This window comes from Streptomyces sp. NPDC097640 (assembly GCF_040302705.1).
In the GTDB taxonomy this organism is placed as follows: Bacteria; Actinomycetota; Actinomycetes; order Streptomycetales; family Streptomycetaceae; genus Streptomyces.
On record NZ_JBEOSB010000022.1, the window covers coordinates 59510 to 79195 of the forward strand.

The window sequence follows — 19686 nt, forward strand, 5'->3', positions numbered from 1 at the left end:
CCGCCGCGACAACCCGCACCACACGAGAGACCGAAAGGCGCCACCCCATGCCCGTACTCGTCATCACCGGCACCGGCACGGAAATCGGCAAGACCGTCACCACCGCGGCCATCGCCGCCGCCGCGCTGGCCGGCGGCCGGTCCGTCGCCGTGCTCAAGCCCGCGCAGACCGGGGTCCGGGCGGACGAGCCGGGAGACGCGGCGGAGGTGGCGCGGCTGGCGGGGGCGGTCACGCAGGCGGAACTCGCCCGCTACCCGGACCCGTTGGCCCCGGCCACCGCCGCCCGCCGGGCCGACCGTCCCGCCGTGCGGCCCGCCGACGTGGCCGAGGCGGCGGGGAAGCTGGCCGCCGAGCACGACCTGGTGCTCGTGGAGGGCGCGGGCGGGCTGCTGGTGCGCTTCGACGAGGAGGGCACGACGCTCGCGGACGCGGCGCGGCTGCTGGACGCGCCCGTGCTGGTCGTCGTCCAGGCGGGCCTGGGCACGCTCAACACGACCGTTCTGACGGCGGAGGCGCTGCGCGCCCGGGGCCTGCGCTGCCCCGGCATCGTCATCGGCAGCTGGCCCACGGCCCCGGGCCTCGCGGACCGCTGCAATGTCGCGGAACTGCCCGGGGAGGCGGGCGCCCCGCTGCTGGGCGCCGTGCCGCAGGGCGCGGCGGCACTCCCGCCCGCCGACTTCCGCGCCGCGGCCCCCGGCTGGCTGGCCCCCGAGCTCGACGGGACCTGGAGCGCGGAGCGGTTCGCCGCGGCGCACGGCTGACCGGGCCGACGGTCCGACCGGGCGGCGGGGCGCACGCGATCGTCGCGTGCACCCCGCCGACTCACCCCCGCCGACCCACCCCCGCGGCCTCATCCCGCGGCCTCATCCCGCGGCGCGATACGCCGCCCTCAGCTTCCGCAGCGCCCCGGTCACATCCCCGCCGAGCAGCAGATGGTCCGCCTCGGCGAAGGGCTTCGCCACCGCCGGGGTGATCTTCTGGCCGACCCGGTCCTGGACCAGGAGCCGCGCGGCCGTCACCAGAGCCCGGCCCTCCGCGGAGTCCGCGCGCCCCGCCTTCCGCAGGACCCTCGCCTCGGCGGTCAGCTCCCCGAGGCGCTTCGCGCCGCCGTCCGTACCGGACGCGCGGGCCGTCGTCGTCAGCCCCCAGCCGTACGGGTACTGCGGGTCGTACGCCGCGTCGCCCACGTTGATCGGCAGCTGGGCCTCGGACTTGGGCCAGGTCACCGGCAGCTGCCCGGTGAAGGGCCGCTTGCCGTACAGGACGTCCGCGACCCCGTCGCCCTCCGTGCCGGGCAGCCAGGAGGCGACGAGGGCGTCGATGTCGCCGAGGCGGTCGCCGATGAGCTGCGGGCGGCCGGAGACGATCAGCACCGCGCACTTCATGGCGCCGCACACCCGGTCCACCGCGGCCCGGTCGGCCTTGGACAGCCGCAGGTCATGGCCGTTGCCGACGTCCCCCGCCCCCTCGGCGTACGGGGTCTCGCCGACGACCACGACACCGACGTCGTGTCCGTCCGTCGGGGCGGAGGCGTCCCTGGAGTAGGTGATGGCGGAGTCGGCGGCCGCCTTCCGCATGCCCTCCAGGATCGTGGTGCCCTCGGTGTGCCGGCCGGAGGAGCCCTGCCAGGTGATGGTCCAGCCGCCGGTCTGGTTGCCGAGGTCGTCGGCGCTGGACCCGGCGACGTACACCTTCTGGGAGGGCTTCAGGGGCAGCACCCCGCCGCCGTTCTTCAGCAGCACCTGCGACTTCGCGGCCGCCTCGCGGGCGACGGCGCGATGGCCGGCCGAGCCGATCCGGCCGAGGTTCGAGGTGTCGGCATACGGCTTCTCGAAGAGACCGAGCCGGAACTTGGCCGTCAGGATGCGGGAGACCGCGTCGTCGATCCTGGCCCGGCTGATCCGGCCGGCCTCGACCTCGTCGACGAGGGTGGAGTGGAAGTCCGCATACGCCGTGGGCACCATGACCATGTCCACGCCGGCGTTCACCGAGGTACGGACGTCGCTCGGGTAGTCGCCGGGGATCTGGTCAATGGCCTTCCAGTCGCTGACGACGAAGCCGTCGAAGCCCATCCGGCCCTTCAGCACGCCGTTGATCATCGCCCCGTCGGCGTGCATCTTGAGCGGCGGCCGCCCGTCGCCGAGGATGTCGAGCGAGGAGTACGAGGGCATGACCGTGCCCACCCCGCGGCGCACGGCCTCCCGGTACGGCGCGAGGTGGATCTTCTCCAGCTCCTCGCGGGTGACCTTGGTGACGCCCTGGTCGATGGTGTAGCCGTCGGTCGTCGAGGAGCCGAACTCCGTACCGCCGTCCCCCACGAAGTGCTTGGCGGTGGCCAGCACCTTGTCGCCGCGGTCGAGGTCCTTGCCGCTCGGCGAGCCCTGAAGGCCCCTGATGACCGGCTCCATCGCGATGACCAGCGCCGGGTCCTCGCCGAAGGACTCGTACGCCCGTCCCCACCGCTCGTCGCGCGATACGCACAGGCAGGGCGCGAAGTCCCAGGGGACGCCGGTGGCGCGCACCTCGGAGGCGGTCACCGCGCCCGTCCTCTCGGCCATCCGGGGGTCGCGGGCGGCGCCGAGGCCGATGTTGTGCGGCATGATCGTCGCCCCGACGAGATTGTTGTGGCCGTGCACCGCGTCCACGCCGTACACCAGCGGGATCTGGAAGCGGGTGGCCTGGGCGCGCAGTTGGAAGGCGTCCACCATCCGCGCCCAGGCCTCGGGCGTGTCGGGGGTGGGCACCGAGCCGCCGCCGGACAGCAGGGAGCCGAGGCCGTAGGCGGCGATGTCGCCCGGCGAGGTGAGCGCGCCGCGCTCGGCCTGGGTCATCTGCCCGGCCTTCTCCTTGAGCGACATCCGGGAGAGCAGGTCCTTGACGCGCTGCCGCACGGGCAGTTTCGGGTCGAGATACGGCAGCCCATGGGCGTCGATCACGACCCGGGGCGGCTCGGCAGGGGCCTTGGCGCCCGACACGGTGAGCCGCAGCGGAACGGTCTCGGCCGGTTCGGCGCCGCCGCCCCGCGCGGTGACGACCTCGACGGTGCGGGAGGCGCCGGAGGCGGTGCCGGCCGGGAAGGTCACGCTGCCCTCGGCCGGGCGGTAGTCCTCCCCGGGGCTGGCGGTGGCACCCGCGCCGTCCGCGTCGGTGGCGTAGTCGACGGTCACGGGTGCGCCGAGCGGCGCGGAGCCGGTGGTGGCCACGGAGATCCTGACCCGGGCGGTCGCGCCCTCCTCGACCGGGTAGACGGCCGCGTCCGTGACCACCCGCGCCTTGAGCGAGCCGTCGGCCGTCGCGTGGCCCGCGGCCGCGGCGCCTCCCGTGAGGGGCAGTAAGGCGACGACGGCGGCCCCGGCGACGAGCGACGCCGCGGTCGGTCCGAGCCTTCCGTGCTCTCCTGTCCGTCTCCGCTGTCTTCGCAGTCTTCGCTGACCTGGCATCGCGGCTCCTTCGGCGCTCCTTCGGCTGGATGCACAGATCCTGGGCCGACGTGCCGCCCCGATCGCGGCGGCACGCCGCTCAGGCGCTCCAGGTGCGCAGCTCGGCGGCGATGGCGTGGACGTCCGCGGTGCCGTCCTTGACGAGGCGGGCCAGGTCGCGGACGCGCTCGGGGGTGGTGGCGATCTTCAGCCCGCTGGCGACGAGATAGGCGTACGCGACGGCGGTCGCGAACAGCGCGTTGGACCGCTCCAGGGCGGGCACCAGCAGGAGCAGCTGGAGCAGCGAGGCGGCCCTGGTCTGCGGGTCGGGGTAGATGGGGGTGCCGAATATCTCGGCTTCATGCCTGCTGACGGCGGCGACCAGCGCGCCGTAGTCGGTGACCTGCGGGTCCCCGGGGGTGCTGCGCTCGGCGACCATCAGCAGCCAGGCGAGGTCGATCCGCACCGTCAAGACCGCGCCCCGGCCTCCTTGCCGAACTCCTCGTCGAACACGGTTTGATACTGCTTCATGAAGTCGGCGGCCGCCTCCACGAAGGTATGGCCCACCTCTCCGGCGTCCTTGCGGACGAGCTCTTCGATGTAGCGGTTCATGCTCATGCCCCGCTGGAGCGCGCGCTCCCGCGCCACCTCCGCGGTGGCCTCATCGACCCGGACGTTCAGCTGTGTCTTCGCCACGGCCTCACGCTAGCGTCAATCCGCTAGCATCGGCAAGCCGGGTCTCGCATCGCGGGACCGGGGGCAATTCGATCGACGCCGGGCTCCCGGCGGTGATGGGATCCCACCATGAACGATCTCGTGATACGGGCCGCGACGCCCGCGGACCTCGACGCCGTGCTGGCCTTCTGGAAGGAAGCCGCCGAGGGCACCAGCATCAGCGACGACCGGGACGGCGTGGCCCGGCTGCTCGACCGCGACCCCGAGTCGCTGCTGCTGGCCGAGCGGGAGGGAGAGCTCGCCGGGACCGTGATCGCGGGCTTCGACGGCTGGCGCTGCCATCTGTACCGGCTCGCCGTGCACCCCGGCCACCGGCGCCAGGGGGTCGCCACCGCGCTCCTCCAAGCGGCCGAGGAGCGGTTCACCGCGCTCGGCGGGCGGCGCGGTGACGCGATGGTGCTGGAGGACAACGAGCTCGCCCACCACGCCTGGCGCGCGGCGGGCTACGCCCCGCAGCCGGAGTGGAGCCGCTGGGTCAAGCCCCTGGCCACCTCCCACTAGCCCACATCGCGCACTCCCCCTGTTCCTGCCGGACCATGGGACACGGGGGTGAACCGATGACCGAAGTGCTCCTCCTGGCCGTGGCGGTCCTGCTGGCCCTCGCCTGCGGCGGGTTCGTCGCGGCCGAGTTCTCCCTGACCACCGTCGATCGCGGTGAGCTCGAGCGGGCGGCCGAGCGCGGGGAGCGGGGGGCGGCCAGTGCGCTGAAGGCCGCGCGCAGCCTGACCTTCCAGCTCTCCGGCGCCCAGCTCGGCATCACCGTCACCAATCTGGTGGTCGGCATGCTCGCCGAGCCGTCCGTGGCCGCGCTGCTGGCCGGGCCGCTCGAGGCGGCGGGGGTGCCCGCCTCCGCCGTCCACTCGGTGGCGCTGGTGATCGGCACGGCCCTCTCGACGGTCGTGCTGATGGTCGTCGGCGAGCTGGTCCCCAAGAACTGGGCCATCTCCCGCCCGCTGGCCGTCGCCCGGGCCGTCGCCGCCCCGCAGCGCGCCTTCAGCGCCGCCTTCCGCCCGCTCATCGCCCATCTCAACAACGCCGCCAACCGCACGGTGCGCCGGATGGGCCTGGAGCCCGCCGAGGAGCTGGCCTCCGCGCGCAGCCCGCAGGAGCTGGTCGCGCTGGCCCGGCACTCGGCCCGGGAGGGCGCCCTGGAGGAGGACACCGCGGAGCTGTTCGTACGGACCCTGAATCTGCGGAAGCTGACCGCGGAGAACGTGATGACCCCGCGCGTGCAGGTCATCGCGCTGGACGTACGGGCCACCGCCGAGGACGTCGCCAACGCCACGCGCGCCACCGGCCTGTCCCGCTTCCCGGTCTACCGCGGCAGCCTGGACACCGTCGTCGGCACCGCCCACATCAAGGACCTGCTGGCCCTCCCCGCCGAGGAGCGGCCCCGCCGCCCGGTGTCGGAGCTGATGCGCGAGCCGCTGTTCGTCCCCGCGCCGCTCACCGTGGACCGGGTGCTCGACCGGCTCTCCGGGGAGCGCAGCATGGCCGTGGTCATCGACGAGTACGGCGGCACGGCCGGGGTCGTCACCCTGGAGGACATCGTCGAGGAAGTGGTCGGCGAGGTCCGCGACGAGCACGACCCGCACGAGAAGCCGGGCCTGGCCCCGGCCGGGGAGGACGCGGAGGGCCGGGCGCTGTACGACGCGGACGGCGCGGCCCGCGTCGACCAGCTGGAGGCGCTCGGGATGCGGGTGCCGCACGGCCCGTACGAGACCCTGGCCGGGCTGGTGGCCACCGGTCTCGGCCGGATCCCGGTGCGGGGCGACACCCTGGAGGTGGCGGGCTGGGGCGTCGAGGTGGCCGACGACTCCGGCCACCGCGCCGCGCGCGTACGGCTGCGGGCGCCGCTGCCGGACGACGGCGATGGCGGGGATCGCGGGGATCGCGGGGATCCCCGGGACGGCCGGAGCGGAGACGGTGAGGGGGCGGCCCGATGACCCTGCTCCAGGTGCTGATCGGCCTGCTGACGGTGGTCGTCAACGCCTTCTTCGTGGGAGCCGAGTTCAGCCTCGTCTCGGTGCGGCGCAGCCAGGTGGAGCCGCGCGCCGAGCAGGGCGACCGGCGGGCCCACGCCGTGCTGTGGGGCCTGGAGCACGTCTCCGCGCTGCTCGCCGCGGCCCAGCTGGGCATCACGCTGTGCACGCTGGTGCTGGGCGCCGTCGCGGAGCCGGCCATCGCGCATCTGCTGGAGCCGGTGTTCCACGCGGTGGGCCTGCCCCTGGGGCTGATCCACCCGGTGGCGTTCGTGATCGCGCTGGCCGCGGCGACCTATGTGCACATGCTGTTCGGCGAGATGGTGCCCAAGAACGTGGCGCTGGCCGAGCCGGTGCGCACGGCGCTGCTGCTCGGCCCGCCGCTGGTCACCCTGGCGCGCGGGCTGCGCCCGGTGATCTTCACGGTCAACTCCTTCGCCAACGCCCTGCTGAAGCTGTTGCGGGTGGAGCCCAAGGGCGAGGTGGCCTCGACCTTCTCCGACGACGAACTGGCCCGGGTGGTCGTGGACTCCCGCAAGGCCGGAATGCTCGACGACCGGGCCACCGAACGGCTGCGGGACGCCCTCGAACTCGGCCGCCGCCGGGTGCGCGATGTCGTGCTGCCTCTGGACCGGGTGGTCTCCGCCCGGCTCGGGGTGACCCCGGAGGAGCTGGAGGGGCTGGCGGCCGAATCCGGGTTCTCGCGCTTCCCGGTGGTCGACGGCTCCGGGCGCGTCCTGGGCTATCTGCACGTCAAGGACGCGCTGGACGCCCGCCCCCGCGACCTGCCGTTCCGCCTCGACCAGCTGCGCTCGATCGCCCGGGTGCGGCCCCAGACGGCGCTGGACGACGTGCTGACCGCGATGCGCGGCAGCCGCACCCACCTCGCCGCCGTCATCGGCCCGGACGGTCGTCTGGAGGGCCTGGTCACCATGGAGGACGTGCTGCGCGAGCTGGTCGCCTGAGCCGGCGGGCAGGCGGCCCGCCGTCCGCCCCTCAAGCGTCTGCCATGTGTCACCGCCTGGGCCCTTCTCCGCGATCTCTGCGACGGTTACGCCCCCAGCTACCGCTGGGAGGTGCCCCCGCCCGGCCGAAGGCTGGGGGCGGGCCTACTCGGGCGGGCCCGACAACGCAGCGCGGGGGCTCCGCCCAGCGGTAGCCGGGGGCGCGCGCCAGGCGTCGCGGGCCCGCGGAGACCGGGGAGACAGGGCCTAGCCGCCCCGCCGCGACTCGTGCGCGATGATGCACGCCTGCCAGTGGGCGAGCGCCTCGGCCTTGCCCCCGCCCCCTTCCTCCGCCACGGCCAGCAGCGCGTCGGCTGCCATCGCGGCCAGCCGGACGGCCACCCGGCACACGTCCCGCCGCTCCAGCGGGTCCAGCAGGGCGACGGCCCCCTCCCCGTCGTCGGCGAGCGCGGCGGCCACGATGGCCATGGTCGTACGGTCGCATTCAAAGGCATCCACGCCGCCAGACTGCCCCGATGCGCCCCATCCGGAACCCGGCACGGGCCAACCGAGGGATCCGCCGGGCGCGCGGGGCGCGCGTGAGGCGCGGGTCACGCGAGCCTCATGTGGGCCGGGTGCCGGATGGGTCGTAGCGGAAGATCGTGTACTCGATCCTCCCGATGACCTTCGTTCTGGCGGTCCGCCGGTACAGCTCGGGCGGCCGGAAGATGTTGTCGTCGTAGATGTCGGCGCCCGGCTCCAGGTTCCAGATGGCGGTCGTGCCGTTGCGCGCCCCGCCCTCGAAGTAGATGTTGGTCATGCCCATGCGGCTCATCATGCGCGCGCCCGCCGTGGCGCGCACCCACGGGGCGGTCATGGGACGCCCACCGGATAGGATCGCCCGCGCCATGCGGATGAACACCACCTACACCAGCTACGTCGCGGTCGGCGACTCCTTCACCGAGGGCATGTCCGACGGACTGCCGGACGGCAGCTACCGGGGCTGGGCCGATCTGCTCGCGGCGCGCCTCGCGGCCCGCACCCCCGGGTTCCGCTACGCCAACCTCGCGGTGCGCGGCAAGCTCATCGGACAGATCGTCGACGAGCAGGCCGACCCGGCGGCGGCGATGGGCGCGGACCTGGTCACCCTGGTCGGCGGCCTGAACGACGTGCTGCGGCCCAAGTGCGACGTGGAGCAGGTCTGCGGGCTGCTCGAGGATGCCGCGGGGCGGCTGGCGCCCAGCTGCAAACAGCTGGTGCTGATGCGCAGCCCGGGGCGGCGCGGGCCGGTGCTGGGGCGGTTCCTGCCGCGGATGGAGGAGCTGTTCTCCTTCATCGACGGGCTGGCGGCGCGGCACGGCGCGATCGTCGTGGACCTGTTCGCCTCCGAGGCGCTCGGCGATCAGCGGATGTGGGCGGAGGACCGGCTGCATCTGAACGCCGAGGGGCACCGGCGGGTGGCCGAGGCGGTCTGGCAGGCGCTGGGGCACGAGCCGGAGGCCGACTGGAACGCCCCGCTGCCGCCCGCCGTACAACCCGGCTGGGCCGCCCGGCGCGCCTCGGACGCGCGCTTCGCCCGCGAGCACCTCGGGCCGTGGATCGGCAGGCGGCTGACGGGCCGTTCCTCGGGCGACGGGCGGCCGCCGAAGCGGGCCGAACTGCTGCCGTACGAGGGCTGATCCGCCGCCGTACCGGCGCTGGGGCGCCGCCGTCCGGGCGTGACCACGGCCACCGCGCTGGCCTGCGCATACGCCCAGTAGACTGTCTGTCCGTGACTGCTAAGCCGCGCATCCCGAACGTCCTGGCCGGCCGCTACGCCTCGGCGGAGCTGGCCGTCCTGTGGTCCCCCGAGTACAAGGTGACGCTGGAGCGGCGGCTGTGGCTCGCCGTGCTGCGCGCCCAGAAGGACCTCGGGATCGAGGTGCCGGACGCCGCCCTCGCCGACTACGAGCGGGTGCTGGAGACCGTCGACCTGGCCTCGATCGCCGAGCGCGAGAAGGTCACCCGGCACGACGTGAAGGCCCGGATCGAGGAGTTCAACGCGCTCGCCGGGCATGAGCACGTCCACAAGGGCATGACCTCCCGCGATCTGACCGAGAACGTGGAGCAGCTCCAGATCCGGCTCTCCCTGGAGCTGGTCCGGGACCGTACGGTCGCCACGCTGGCCCAGCTCGGGAAGCTGGCCGCCGAACACGCCGAGCTGGTCATGGCCGGGCGCTCGCACAACGTGGCGGCGCAGGCGACGACCCTCGGCAAGCGCTTCGCGACCGCGGCCGACGAGCTGCTGGTGGCGTACGGGCGGCTGGAGGAGCTGCTGGGCCGCTACCCGCTGCGCGGCATCAAGGGCCCGGTCGGCACCGCGCAGGACATGCTGGACCTGCTGGGCGGCGACGCGGCCAAGCTGGCCGAGCTGGAGCGGCGGATCGCCGGGCACCTGGGCTTCGGGCAGGTCTTCACCTCCGTCGGCCAGGTCTACCCGCGCTCGCTGGACTTCGAGGTGGTCACCGCGCTGGTGCAGCTGGCCGCGGCCCCCTCCTCACTGGCCAAGACGATCCGGCTGATGGCCGGGCACGAGCTGGTGACCGAGGGGTTCAAGCCCGGGCAGGTCGGCTCCTCCGCCATGCCGCACAAGATGAACACCCGCTCGTGCGAGCGCGTCAACGGCCTCGCGGTGATCCTGCGCGGCTATGCCTCGATGACCGGCGAGCTGGCCGGCGACCAGTGGAACGAGGGCGATGTGTCCTGCTCGGTGGTGCGCCGCGTCGCGCTGCCGGACGCCTTCTTCGCCTTCGACGGGCTGCTGGAGACCTTCCTGACGGTGCTCGACGAGTTCGGCGCCTTCCCCGCCGTCGTCGCCCGCGAACTGGACCGCTACCTGCCCTTCCTCGCGACGACGAAGGTGCTGATGGGGGCGGTGCGGGCCGGGGTGGGCCGCGAGGTGGCGCACGAGGCCATCAAGGAGCACGCGGTCGCGTCGGCGCTCGCGATGCGCGAGCAGGGCGCCGAGCGCAACGAGCTGCTCGACAAGCTCGCCGCCGACGAGCGGATCCCGCTGGACCGCGCTCAGCTCGACGGGCTGATGGCCGACAAGCTGTCCTTCACGGGCGCGGCGGCCGAGCAGGTCGCCGCGGTGGTCGCCCGGATCGAGGAGATCACCAAGCGCCACCCGGAGGCCGCGGCGTACACGCCCGGGTCGATCCTCTGACCGGGCCCGGCACCCCGCGATGACCCCCGGCGAACTGGAAGCCGCCCGCGACCGCCTCGTGCCCGACGTGGTCGCGGACGGCCTCCGCGTGCTGTTCTGCGGCATCAACCCCGGGCTGATGACCGCCGCGACGGGCCACCACTTCGCCCGGCCGGGCAATCGGTTCTGGCCCGTCCTGCACGCCTCGGGGTTCACCCCGCGCCGGCTCCAGCCGTCCGAGCAGCACGAGCTGCTGGGGTACGGCCTGGGGATCACCAATGTGGTCGCCCGCGCCAGCGCCCGGGCCGACGAGCTGAGCGACGAGGAGTACCGCGAGGGCGGGCGGCTCCTGGCGGAGAAGGTCGCCCGGCTGCGCCCGCGGTGGCTCGCCGTCGCGGGCGTGACCGCGTATCGGGTGGCCTTCGGCGACAAGCGGGCCAGGATCGGCCCGCAGGAGCGCACCATCGGCACCACCCGGATATGGGCCCTCCCCAACCCCAGCGGGCTGAACGCCCACTGGACCCTGGCCACGATGGCCGAGGAGTTCGGCCGGCTGCGCGCCGCCGCGTACGCCGACGGTGACAGCTGACGGCTGACGGCTGAGAACAGGCGGCTGGGAGCAGGCGGCTCAGCGCACGCTGTCCTCCCCTATGGCCGCGACCAGTTGCAGGGGCAGCTCGCGGTCCCCCTGCCCTATCCCCAGCCCTATCCAGCGCCCGCCGGTCCGCCAGCCGTACAACTGCCCCACATAGCCGCACAGCGACCGCAGTGGCTCCGGCACCGGCTCGCCCATGGCATCGCGCTCCAAATGGTCGGCCAGGTGGAGGACTTCGGGCTCGCCCCAGCGTAAGGACAACACCTGGACCAGCACCCGCATCTCCGCCTCGAACTCCTCCTCGACCTCGATCAGGCGCTCCAGATCCGCGTCCCAGAAGTCCTCGCTGACCCGGAGGTCGGCGACATGGAAGCCGGGGCCGCTCGCCACGCCCCCGACGACGCCCCGCCGGTCGGGGAAGTCCCGGGCGCGCAGCAGGTCGATGGTCGCCAGATGGTCCGCCGTGCTGGTCATGACTTCATTAAACAAGCGAGGTCTGACAATCAATTGGCCGCGCGTCAGCTGTCCCGGCGCTCGACCGCCAGCCGCCCGCAGAACACCGCGACCGCCGTGTACAGCGCCAGCACCCCGAGCCCGGTCCACGCGCCGAGCGGGCCTTCCGGCGTGGCATGCAGCACCTGCTGACCGGCCTGGTCGGGGAGGAACCTGGTGGCGGACGTGGCCCCGAACACCGGGGAGAGGAACGAGACGACGGGGACGACCAGCGCCAGGGCGCCGACCGAGCTGCGCAGCACGGCGGCGACGCCCGCTGCCAGCACCGTCAGCAGGGCGAGATAGATCCCGCAGCCGACCGCCGCGCGCAGCGCTCCCTGCGCGCCCGGGCCCACGCCCTCGTCACCGAGCAGCGCCTGGCCGCTCAGCAGGGACACGAATCCGGTGACCAGACCGACGGCCAGGGCGCACAGGCCCACGATGGTCAGCTTGCACCCGTAGTAGAGGCCGCGCCGGGGTACGGCGGCCAGCCAGACGCGGATGCCTCCGCCGGTGTATTCGTTCGCTACCGCGAGCACGCCGAAACAGACGGCGGCGATCTGCCCGAAGGGCAGGCCGAAGAAGGAGTAGAAGACCGGGTCGAAGTCGCTCTCCTTGCCGTCATAGGTCGCGCTCGCGACCGCCGAGATCCCGGCGGTCGCCACCAGACCGCCGAGGAGGGCGAGCAGGAGGGATCGCAGGGTGCGGATCTTCATCCACTCCGAGTGCAGCACCGCTTTGACCGACATACGACCTCAAACCTCCTGCTTCGTTGTGTTCACGTTCTCGTCCTCGGATGTGGACGCGGATGTGGGCGCGGATGTGGGCGCGGACGCCGTGAATTCCGCCTCGTCCGCCGTGAGCCGCAGATAGGCCTGCTCCAAGGAGGCCTTGTCGTCGACCAGTTCGAGGACGGGGATGCCGTGCTGGGCAGCCAGCGTGCCGACCTGCTCCGGCGTGGCCCCGTCGACCGTCCAGTGGTCCGGCCCGTCCGGCTCCACGGTCAGCTCGGCGCGGGTCAGCTCCGCGCGCAGCCGCTCCGGCTCGGTGGTGCGCACCCGCACCCGCGGTCGGCTGTGTGCCCGGATGAACGCGTCCATGGACATGTCGGCCAGCAGCCTGCCCCGGCCCAGCACGACGAGGTGATCGGCGGTCAGCGCGGTCTCGGCCATGAGATGGCTGGAGACCAGGACGGTGCGGCCCTCTCCGGCCAGCCGTTTCATGAGCGTGCGGATCCAGATGATGCCTTCGGGGTCGAGCCCGTTGGCCGGCTCGTCGAGCATCAGCACGGGCGGGTCGCCCAGCAGCGCCGCCGCGATGCCCAGTCGCTGCCGCATGCCGAGCGAGAACGTCCTGATGCGCCGCTGCGCGGCAGCGGCCAGCCCCGCCTCCTCCAGCACGGCGTCGACCCGGCTCGCGGGGAGGCGGTTGCTCAGCGCCAGGCACAGCAGGTGGTCCCGGGCGGTGCGGGCGCCGTGGGCGGCGCCCGCGTCCAGCAGCGCGCCGAGGTGGCGCAGGGGCTCGTCGTGCTCGCGGTACGGGCGGCCGCCGACGGTCGCGGTGCCGGAGTCCGGCCGGTCGAGGCCCAGCACCATCCGCATGGTGGTGGACTTGCCGGCGCCGTTGGGCCCGAGGAAGCCGGTGACCCGGCCGGGCTCCACCCGGAAGGTCAACCCGTCCACGGCGCGCACCGACCCGTAGTCCTTGGTCAGCTCATGTACGTCGATCGACGTCGCGGTGGTCATGGTCTCCACGTTGCCGTGCCGGGCCGCCCGTGGCTTCCCCCACGAGCGGGGTCGCCCTCCCCCGCGCGGGGGAGGGCGTGGGAGCGGGGCGCAGGGCACGATGGCCGATGTGTCCACGTCGCCCACCGCTCTCGCCGCCCGTATCCCGCGCGCCGCACGGGCCGCCCTCGCCCCGCTGGCCCGGGCGGTCACCTACACCCGCTGGCTGCATCTGCTGATGGGGGCCGTGGTGGCGGCGGCGTGCGGCCTGGTCTACCCCGGGCTCTTCGACCTCCGCACCGCCGACCTGCTGTGGCTGCCGGTGCTGCCGGTGCTGCCGCTGGTGGCCGTCGCGATGGTGCCGGCCACCCGGCTGGCGGAGGGGCTCCAGGCCCGTCTGCTGCTCACCCCCGGAGAACACGCGCGCCACCAGCAGGGCCACCTCGCCCCGCGGATCGCGGCCGCGCCGTCCGCGTCCCGGGGCGACCGGGCGCGCACCGCGCTGTGGCTGGTGCTGCGGCTGGAGGCGGGCTGTCTGACGGCGCTGCTGAGCGTCCAACTGCCCAATGTGACGGGGGCGCTGGTCGCCGCGGCGTCCGACGGCACGCCCACGGCGGTCATGGGCCTGCGGATCAGCGGCCACCACTGGTGGTACGCGCTGCTCGCCCCGCTCCCCCTCGCCGCCCTGATGGCCCTGGTCGTGGCCGCCGGGAGCCTGATGACGGCGGCCGCCACCCGGCTGCTGGGCCCATCGGCCGCGGAGCGGCTGGCCGCGCTGGAGGAGCGTACGGAGCGGCTCCTGGAACACAACCGGCTCGCCCGCGAGTTGCACGACTCGATCGGACACGCGCTCACGGTCGCCGTGGTGCAGGCGGGCGCGGCGCGCGCGGCGGGCTCCGCGGAGTTCACGGACCGCGCGCTGGCCGCGATCGAGGAGACCGGGCGGAGCGCGCTGGAGGACCTGGAGCGGGTGCTGCGGCTGCTGCGCGAGGACACCGCCCGTGGCCCGGCCGACCGCCCGGGACTCACCGACGCCGAGCGCCTCCTGGAGTCGGCGCGGGCGGCGGGCTCGACGCTCGACGCGGAGGTGACCGGCCCGCTGGAGGAGCTGCCAGGACCGGTGTCCCGCGAGGGCTACCGCATCCTCCAGGAGGCGCTGACCAATGTGCTGCGGCACGCGGGCCCGGTGCCGGTGACGGTACGGGTCGCCGTCGCCGCGGACACGGGGGCGCTGCGGCTGGACGTACGCAACCCGCTGCCGGGCCCCGGCCGCCCGGACGGGCCAGTCGCCGGCCCCGGCCACGGCACCGGCCTGCGCGGCATCCGCGAGCGGGCGGCGCTGCTGGGCGGCGAGGCGGAGGCGGGCCCGTACGAGGGCGAGTGGCGGCTGAGTGTGACCCTGCCGCCGGACCGGAGCCACGCCCACGTGTGATCCGAGGCCGAGGCGAGCACATTAGGGTGTTCGCGTGCCGATCAGTGTCCTCCTCGTCGACGACGAGCAGTTGGTGCGCGCCGGGTTGCGCGCGATCCTGGAGTCCCAGCCGGACATCCGGGTCACCGGCGAGGCGGCCGACGGGGCCTCGGTGGTGCCGCTGGTGCGGCAACTGCGGCCGGATGTGGTGGCGATGGATGTGCGGATGCCGCTGCTGGACGGCATCGAGGCGACCCGCGCCGTGCTGCGGGCGGTCCCCGACCCGCCCCGGATCCTGGTCGTGACGACCTTCGAGAACGACGAGTACGTGTACGAGGCGCTGCGCGCCGGGGCGGACGGCTTTCTGCTCAAGCGGGCCCGTCCGGCCGAGATCGTGCACGCGGTGCGCCTGGTGGCGGAGGGGGAGTCGCTGCTGTTCCCGGCGGCCGTACGGTCGCTCGCCGCGGCCCGCGGCGGCAACGCGCGCGCCCGCGAGGCCATGGAGCGGGCCGCCCTCACCGAACGCGAGGCGGAGGTGTTGCGGCTGATGGCCCGTGGCCTGTCGAACGCCGAGATCTCCGGCCATCTGCTGATCGGCACCGAGACGGTCAAGACACACGTCAGCGCGGTGCTGGCGAAACTGGGCGCGCGGGACCGCACCCAGGCGGTGATCGCGGCGTACGAGTCGGGCTTCGTGGTGCCCGGCTGACGTGCCTCTCGCCGCGTCCACGTCCAGCGGCTACCATCCGGCAGACACCCACAGCAGGGAGGTCCACGTGGGGCGGCTCACCGGCGGGGATCCGTCCCTGCTGCGGCGCATCAACTCCGCCGTCGTCCTGCACGCGCTGCGCGCGGCGACCGTGTCCCCCGAGGGCCGGGACCCCGGTGCCGGCGCGGACGCCGACCGCGCTCCGGAACGCGCCCCGGAGCGCGCCCCCGACGCCGCGCCCGGCTGTGCCACCCTCACCGACCTCACCCGGGTGACCGGCCTGTCCCGCCCCACCGTCGAGGGCGTGGTCGAGGGGCTGATCGCGGACGGCCTGGTGGTGGAGATGCCCGCCGAGGAGGGCGGCGTACGCCGTCAGGGGCGCCCCGCCCGGCGCTTCCGGTTCCGGGCCGAGGCCGGCCATCTGCTGGGCGTCGAGATCGGCGCCCACCGCGTCGCCGCCCTGCTCTCCGACCTCGACGGCCGCCCGCTCGGCTCCACGGTGCGGGAGGTGTCCGAGAAGGCGCCGGCCGACGAGCGCCTGGAGCGGGTCCGCGGCGCCGTCGCCGACCTGCTGCGCCGGGCCGGGGTCTCCCGCCACTCGCTGCGGGCGGTGGGGGTCGGCAGCCCCGGTGTCGTCGAGGCCGACGGCACCGTCCACCTGGGCACCGCTCTCCCCGGCTGGACCGGGCTGCGCCTCGGGGAGCGCCTGCGCCGCTCCTTCCGCTGCCCGGTGCTCGTCGAGAACGACGCCAACGCCGCCGCCGTGGCCGAGCACTGGAAGGGCGCCGCCGTCGGCTCCGACGACGTGGTCTTCGTCCTGGCGGGCCTGAGCCCCGGCGCCGGCTCGCTGATCGGCGGCCGGCTGCACCGCGGCTTCGGCGGCGCGGCCGGCGAGATCGGCGCCCTGCACCTGCTGGGCCGCGAGGCCACCCCGGAGGAGGTCCTCTCCACGACCGGCGAACCGCTCAACCCGCTCGACGAGGGCCAGGTCGCCCGCGTCTTCGCCCTCGCCCGCTCCGGGGACGCCCGCGCCCGCGCGGCCGTCGACCGCTTCATCCGCCGCCTCGTCCATGACGTGGGCGCGCTCGTCCTCGCCCTCGACCCCGAGGTCGTGGTGGTCGGCGGCTGGGCCACCGGCCTGGACGGTGTCCTCGACCCTCTCCGGGACGAGCTCGCCCGCTACTGCCTGCGCCCGCCCCAGGTCGCCCAGTCCCTCCTCGGCGAGGCGGCCGTGGTGACCGGCGCGCTCCGGCTGGCCCTCGACCATGTGGAAGAGGAGCTCTTTGCCGTCGAGTCCACGGTCACGGCCCGCCGCGCGAGCCGCTGACCCGGCCGCGGCCGGCCGCCCCAGGTGTTCCAGCCGTTCTAGGGTCGTCCCTCATGGGAACGGACATCAGCGGCGTGATCGAAATCCGTGCGGCGGACGGCCGCTGGGAAACCGAGGTCGGCCTGCTGGACTTCCAGCTCGGCCGGGACCGCTCCGCGTGGGAGTGTCTCTTCGGCTTCGGAAACAACGACGACATCCAGCGTCCGCTCTTCGACAGCCGAGGGCTTCCGCCCGACGCCTCGGACTGGGTACGGGAAACGGGCACCGAGGACTTCTACGGTCACAGCCACACCTGCGCCACCTGGGCCGAAGTCGCCGCCATCGACTGGGACGCCCCCCTCGCCGACGGCCCCGCCCGGTACTGGGCGGCCCGGTGGCGACCTGGCCCGACCGGCGAACTCGTCAGGCACGACGTCGTACCGGCCACGGTCGACCTGGCCGATGCGGCGTCCGACATTTTCGGCGGCCACATGCTCCTCGCGCCGTCGCAGTGGCCACCGGGCGGCGAAGTGCCCCTGGACGGCGCGGTGTACCGCCCCGTGGTCCTCACCGCACGGATGCTCGTCCCTCCGGACGAGGCGCCCTGGGCGCAGGTCTGGCAGACGATGCGAGAGCTGGCCGCCGATATCGGCGCCGAAAACGTACGCCTGGTCGTCTGGTTCGGCTGACGCCGTCCCCGGCCCCCCTGCGCCACCGGATGCCGGCCCCGCGGCGGAGTGGCGCGGGGCTGCGTACGGTGGTGGCGGTGTTGCATTCCCGAGGAGGAGCGATGGGCGGGACCTGGGCAGGGGTGCGGGAGCGTGTGCTCGCGCTGCGGAAGGCGCCGCGGTGGTGGGCGGTGTTCGGCGCCGACTACCCCGACCACGGCCACAACTTCGAGCTGCTGCCCGTCCTCACCGAGGAGCAGCTGGAGGCGGTGGAGAAGCGGTTCGGCGCCGGACTGCCCCAGGAGTACCGCACGTTCCTCCTGGAGGTGGGAGCGGGCGGCGCGGGCCCCGAGTACGGCCTGTTCCCGATCAAACCCCCCGGCCCCGACACCCCGCCCGCCTCCGGCCACTGCGCCCTGCCCTTCCGCCCCGCGCTCATGGCCGAGCTCGAGGACCACGAGTGCGCGGAGCCCACGCGGGCCGACCATCCGGACGCCGACGACGACGCCTTCGCCGCCGTGTACGCCGCCTGGGACGCCCGCCACGACGAGCTGCTCGACGCGCTGACCGAGGGCACCCTCTGCATCGGCCACCAGGGCTGCGGGTACTACTCGCTCCTCGTGGTCACGGGCCCCCTCAGCGGCACCATGTGGGACGACGCACGGGCGGTCAGGGAGGGCGTGGTGCCGGTCGAGCTGATCCGCAAAACGGGGCATGTGTCGTTCGCGGAGTGGTATCTGAACTGGCTCGACCACGCGGAGCGCCGCGCCTGGGACGAGACGACCGAGCCCCCGCCACGGCTTCAGTTCACCTCCGGCCGGACCACGTCGGGCGGGTAGCGGCCACCGCGCCCGTCCGTCTGTCACAGCCCACTGCGATGATGACGAGCAGTACCGGCAGAACGGGGAGCAGGGCATGGTGGAGCAGGCCGCGCGGCGGATCGTCGAGAAGATCGTCGCGGCCGCGCCGGCGGGCTGGACGCGGGCGGTGCTGGTCTGCACAGCGCGCGCGGGCGGGGCCTCGCTGTCCGGCGCCTACTTCGTCCCCGGCACGGCCTCGTGGCGCCACCCGGTGCGCAGCCTCTTCACCGAACTGAGGGCACTGGGCGGGGCGTTGCGGGCGGCCGGGGGCGGTGAATCGACCACCTTGGAGATCGAGTGCCGCCCGTCCGGCGAGTACCGGCTGGTCGCGTGCGCGGACACGATCACCAGCCTGCGCGGGCGAGGCGGCGGTTTCCAGGTCGTGCTGAACCCCGACTACCGGCTGCCGGAGCCGGGGTTCGGGCAGGAGGCGGGCACGGCCGCGCCCGCGGGCGACCCGGAGCTGGCGGTGGCGCGGTTCCGCGCGTATCTGGAGCGGCGGGCCGCGATCCTGGGGCGGCCCGAGCAGCTTCCGCCGCCCGCCTCGGCCGCCGCGCTCGACGAGGCCGAGCGCCGCATCGGCCGGTCCCTGCCCGCCGACCTGCGGGCGCTGTACTCGATCGCCGACGGGGACGGCGTCGGCTTCGAGCACCGCTACCTGCTGGGGGGCATGGCCTGGATGGCGCTGAAGAACCTGGTCACCGTCCACGCCGACCAGCGCGAATCGGCCTGGTGCAGCTGGGAGCTGGCCTGGCACTCGGTCGTCTTCGACGCCGACCCGGCCGACACCGTCCGGCGCTGCGACGGGCACCCGGCCTGGCTGCCCTTCGCCACCGGCGAGGACGGCAACTACCTGGCGGTGGACCTGGCCCCGGCCCGCGACGGGCGGCCCGGCCAGGTCATCCGGATGGGCCGCGACTACAACAGGGGCCCGGCCTATGTCGCCGACTCGCTCACCTCCCTGCTCGGCCACCATCTGAAGGAGCTGGAGGAGGGGGCGTACGAGGAGGAGGACGGTTATGTCTTCCCGCTGGAGCCCGCCCGCAGGTTCGGCCCGGAGAGGATCATCGGCGAGATCCCCGAGGAGGTCCCGCCCGCCCTCCAGGCCATCCACATCAACGACGCCACCGGCCCGGTCGATCTCGCCCCGCTCCTGGCGGCCCCGAGCCTGCGGCTGCTGCACCTGAACCGCAGCGCCACCGCCGATCTGACGCCGCTGCGCGCGCTGCCCGTCGAGTCATTGTGCGTCACCCTGGACGGCGGCGACCTGACGCCGCTCGAAGGCCACCCGGATCTCAGCTCTCTGGGCCTGGGGACCGCCGCCCCGGTCGACATCGCCCCGCTGCGCACCGTCCCGAACCTGCGCGGCCTGGACCTCTCCCGGGCCGAGGTCCGCGATCTCACCGTCCTGGCCGACCTGCCCGACCTGCGCTATCTGGCCCTCACCGCGCGGCAGTGGGCCGCCCTGCTGGACGAGGGCAAGGCACCGCCCACCCTCGCCGCCGCCCGCCTGGCCGACGACGAGGCCACGCTGGACGAGGCCCTCGCCTGGGCGGACCGGATCGGCCTGGACACCGGGGGCGCGCTGCGCTTCACCGGCGCCCTCGGCACGCTCGGGACCGACGGCGGGTGAGCCCGGGCGCTCGGCGCGGGTGGT

21 protein-coding genes are annotated in these 19686 nt (G+C 74.3%); 13 read left to right on the plus strand and 8 right to left on the minus strand.

The features are described 5' to 3' along the window. Positions 1 to 47: 47 nt before the first annotated feature. Entirely contained in the window at positions 48 to 761 is a 714-nt protein-coding gene (bioD, locus tag ABTY62_RS30565) for a dethiobiotin synthase (RefSeq protein WP_352132649.1), read from the plus strand. A gap of 102 nt (positions 762 to 863) precedes the next feature. Here bioD and ABTY62_RS30570 read toward each other — a convergent pair whose 3' ends face one another. The 3 genes from ABTY62_RS30570 to ABTY62_RS30580 form a co-directional block, all read right to left on the minus strand. Continuing rightward, positions 864 to 3440 (minus strand): glycoside hydrolase family 3 N-terminal domain-containing protein, encoded by a 2577-nt coding sequence (locus tag ABTY62_RS30570; protein WP_352132650.1) that lies wholly within the window; start codon positions 3438 to 3440, stop codon positions 864 to 866. Between the two features lie 79 nt (positions 3441 to 3519). After that, positions 3520 to 3891: a fic family toxin-antitoxin system, toxin component gene (locus ABTY62_RS30575; protein WP_352132651.1), complete on the minus strand. Its 372-nt coding sequence runs from the start codon at positions 3889 to 3891 to the stop codon at positions 3520 to 3522. Continuing rightward, positions 3888 to 4115 carry an antitoxin gene (locus ABTY62_RS30580; RefSeq protein ID WP_311729487.1) on the minus strand — a complete coding sequence of 76 codons (228 nt, stop codon included), beginning with the start codon at positions 4113 to 4115 and terminating at the stop codon, positions 3888 to 3890. The genes ABTY62_RS30575 and ABTY62_RS30580 overlap by 4 nt, the downstream gene beginning before the upstream one ends. 108 nt (positions 4116 to 4223) lie before the next feature. On the opposite strand from ABTY62_RS30580, the gene ABTY62_RS30585 reads away from it, so the two are divergent. The 3 genes from ABTY62_RS30585 to ABTY62_RS30595 are packed head-to-tail and all read left to right on the plus strand — an operon-like array spanning position 4224 to position 7101. Beyond that, positions 4224 to 4655 (plus strand): GNAT family N-acetyltransferase, encoded by a 432-nt coding sequence (locus ABTY62_RS30585; RefSeq protein ID WP_352132652.1) that lies wholly within the window; start codon positions 4224 to 4226, stop codon positions 4653 to 4655. Between the two features lie 56 nt (positions 4656 to 4711). Next, entirely contained in the window at positions 4712 to 6100 is a 1389-nt protein-coding gene (locus ABTY62_RS30590; protein ID WP_352132653.1) for a hemolysin family protein, read from the plus strand. Beyond that, positions 6097 to 7101, plus strand: a complete 1005-nt coding sequence (locus ABTY62_RS30595; RefSeq protein ID WP_352132654.1) for a hemolysin family protein — start codon at positions 6097 to 6099, stop codon at positions 7099 to 7101. The genes ABTY62_RS30590 and ABTY62_RS30595 overlap by 4 nt, the downstream gene beginning before the upstream one ends. Positions 7102 to 7347: 246 nt before the next feature. On the opposite strand, the gene ABTY62_RS30600 is transcribed toward ABTY62_RS30595, so the two are convergent. Together ABTY62_RS30600 and ABTY62_RS30605 are read right to left on the minus strand one after the other, a co-directional pair. Continuing rightward, positions 7348 to 7569 (minus strand): hypothetical protein, encoded by a 222-nt coding sequence (locus tag ABTY62_RS30600; RefSeq protein ID WP_352132764.1) that lies wholly within the window; start codon positions 7567 to 7569, stop codon positions 7348 to 7350. 133 nt (positions 7570 to 7702) lie between these two features. Next, positions 7703 to 7957, minus strand: coding sequence for a hypothetical protein (locus ABTY62_RS30605; RefSeq protein ID WP_352132655.1), 255 nt, complete (start codon positions 7955 to 7957; stop codon positions 7703 to 7705). A 31-nt stretch (positions 7958 to 7988) separates the two neighbouring features. Between ABTY62_RS30605 and ABTY62_RS30610 the strand changes: the two genes are divergently transcribed. The 3 genes from ABTY62_RS30610 (at position 7989) to mug (ending at position 10853) form a co-directional block, all read left to right on the plus strand. After that, the gene (locus ABTY62_RS30610) at positions 7989 to 8759 is read left to right on the plus strand and encodes an SGNH/GDSL hydrolase family protein (RefSeq protein WP_352132656.1); all 771 of its coding nucleotides are present in this window, start codon (positions 7989 to 7991) and stop codon (positions 8757 to 8759) included. Between the two features lie 92 nt (positions 8760 to 8851). Next, positions 8852 to 10285 carry an adenylosuccinate lyase gene (gene purB, locus ABTY62_RS30615; RefSeq protein ID WP_352132657.1) on the plus strand — a complete coding sequence of 478 codons (1434 nt, stop codon included), beginning with the start codon at positions 8852 to 8854 and terminating at the stop codon, positions 10283 to 10285. Between the two features lie 19 nt (positions 10286 to 10304). Further along, positions 10305 to 10853: a G/U mismatch-specific DNA glycosylase gene (gene mug, locus ABTY62_RS30620; RefSeq protein WP_352132658.1), complete on the plus strand. Its 549-nt coding sequence runs from the start codon at positions 10305 to 10307 to the stop codon at positions 10851 to 10853. A 39-nt stretch (positions 10854 to 10892) separates the two neighbouring features. On the opposite strand, the gene ABTY62_RS30625 is transcribed toward mug, so the two are convergent. Genes ABTY62_RS30625 through ABTY62_RS30635 form a run of 3 tightly spaced genes read right to left on the minus strand, consistent with a single transcriptional unit; the run spans position 10893 to position 13096 of the window. After that, complete coding sequence (locus ABTY62_RS30625; RefSeq protein WP_352132659.1) at positions 10893 to 11333, minus strand: hypothetical protein; 441 nt, start codon at positions 11331 to 11333, stop codon at positions 10893 to 10895. A gap of 44 nt (positions 11334 to 11377) precedes the next feature. Further along, positions 11378 to 12100 (minus strand): ABC-2 transporter permease, encoded by a 723-nt coding sequence (locus ABTY62_RS30630; protein WP_352132660.1) that lies wholly within the window; start codon positions 12098 to 12100, stop codon positions 11378 to 11380. Positions 12101 to 12106: 6 nt separating this feature from the next. Then, positions 12107 to 13096, minus strand: a complete 990-nt coding sequence (locus ABTY62_RS30635) for an ABC transporter ATP-binding protein (RefSeq protein ID WP_352132661.1) — start codon at positions 13094 to 13096, stop codon at positions 12107 to 12109. Between the two features lie 100 nt (positions 13097 to 13196). Between ABTY62_RS30635 and ABTY62_RS30640 the strand changes: the two genes are divergently transcribed. The 6 genes from ABTY62_RS30640 (at position 13197) to ABTY62_RS30665 (ending at position 19662) form a co-directional block, all read left to right on the plus strand. Then, positions 13197 to 14507 carry a sensor histidine kinase gene (locus tag ABTY62_RS30640; RefSeq protein WP_352132662.1) on the plus strand — a complete coding sequence of 437 codons (1311 nt, stop codon included), beginning with the start codon at positions 13197 to 13199 and terminating at the stop codon, positions 14505 to 14507. A gap of 34 nt (positions 14508 to 14541) precedes the next feature. Further along, positions 14542 to 15195: a response regulator transcription factor gene (locus ABTY62_RS30645; protein ID WP_311729499.1), complete on the plus strand. Its 654-nt coding sequence runs from the start codon at positions 14542 to 14544 to the stop codon at positions 15193 to 15195. A 67-nt stretch (positions 15196 to 15262) separates the two neighbouring features. Beyond that, on the plus strand, positions 15263 to 16522 hold the full coding sequence (locus tag ABTY62_RS30650) for an ROK family protein (RefSeq protein WP_352132663.1): 1260 nt from the start codon (positions 15263 to 15265) through the stop codon (positions 16520 to 16522). A 53-nt stretch (positions 16523 to 16575) separates the two neighbouring features. Further along, the gene (locus ABTY62_RS30655) at positions 16576 to 17190 is read left to right on the plus strand and encodes a hypothetical protein (RefSeq protein ID WP_352132664.1); all 615 of its coding nucleotides are present in this window, start codon (positions 16576 to 16578) and stop codon (positions 17188 to 17190) included. Positions 17191 to 17291: 101 nt separating this feature from the next. Then, positions 17292 to 18008, plus strand: coding sequence for an SMI1/KNR4 family protein (locus tag ABTY62_RS30660; protein ID WP_352132665.1), 717 nt, complete (start codon positions 17292 to 17294; stop codon positions 18006 to 18008). A 76-nt stretch (positions 18009 to 18084) separates the two neighbouring features. Beyond that, the gene (locus ABTY62_RS30665) at positions 18085 to 19662 is read left to right on the plus strand and encodes an SMI1/KNR4 family protein (protein ID WP_352132666.1); all 1578 of its coding nucleotides are present in this window, start codon (positions 18085 to 18087) and stop codon (positions 19660 to 19662) included. Positions 19663 to 19686: the final 24 nt, after the last annotated feature.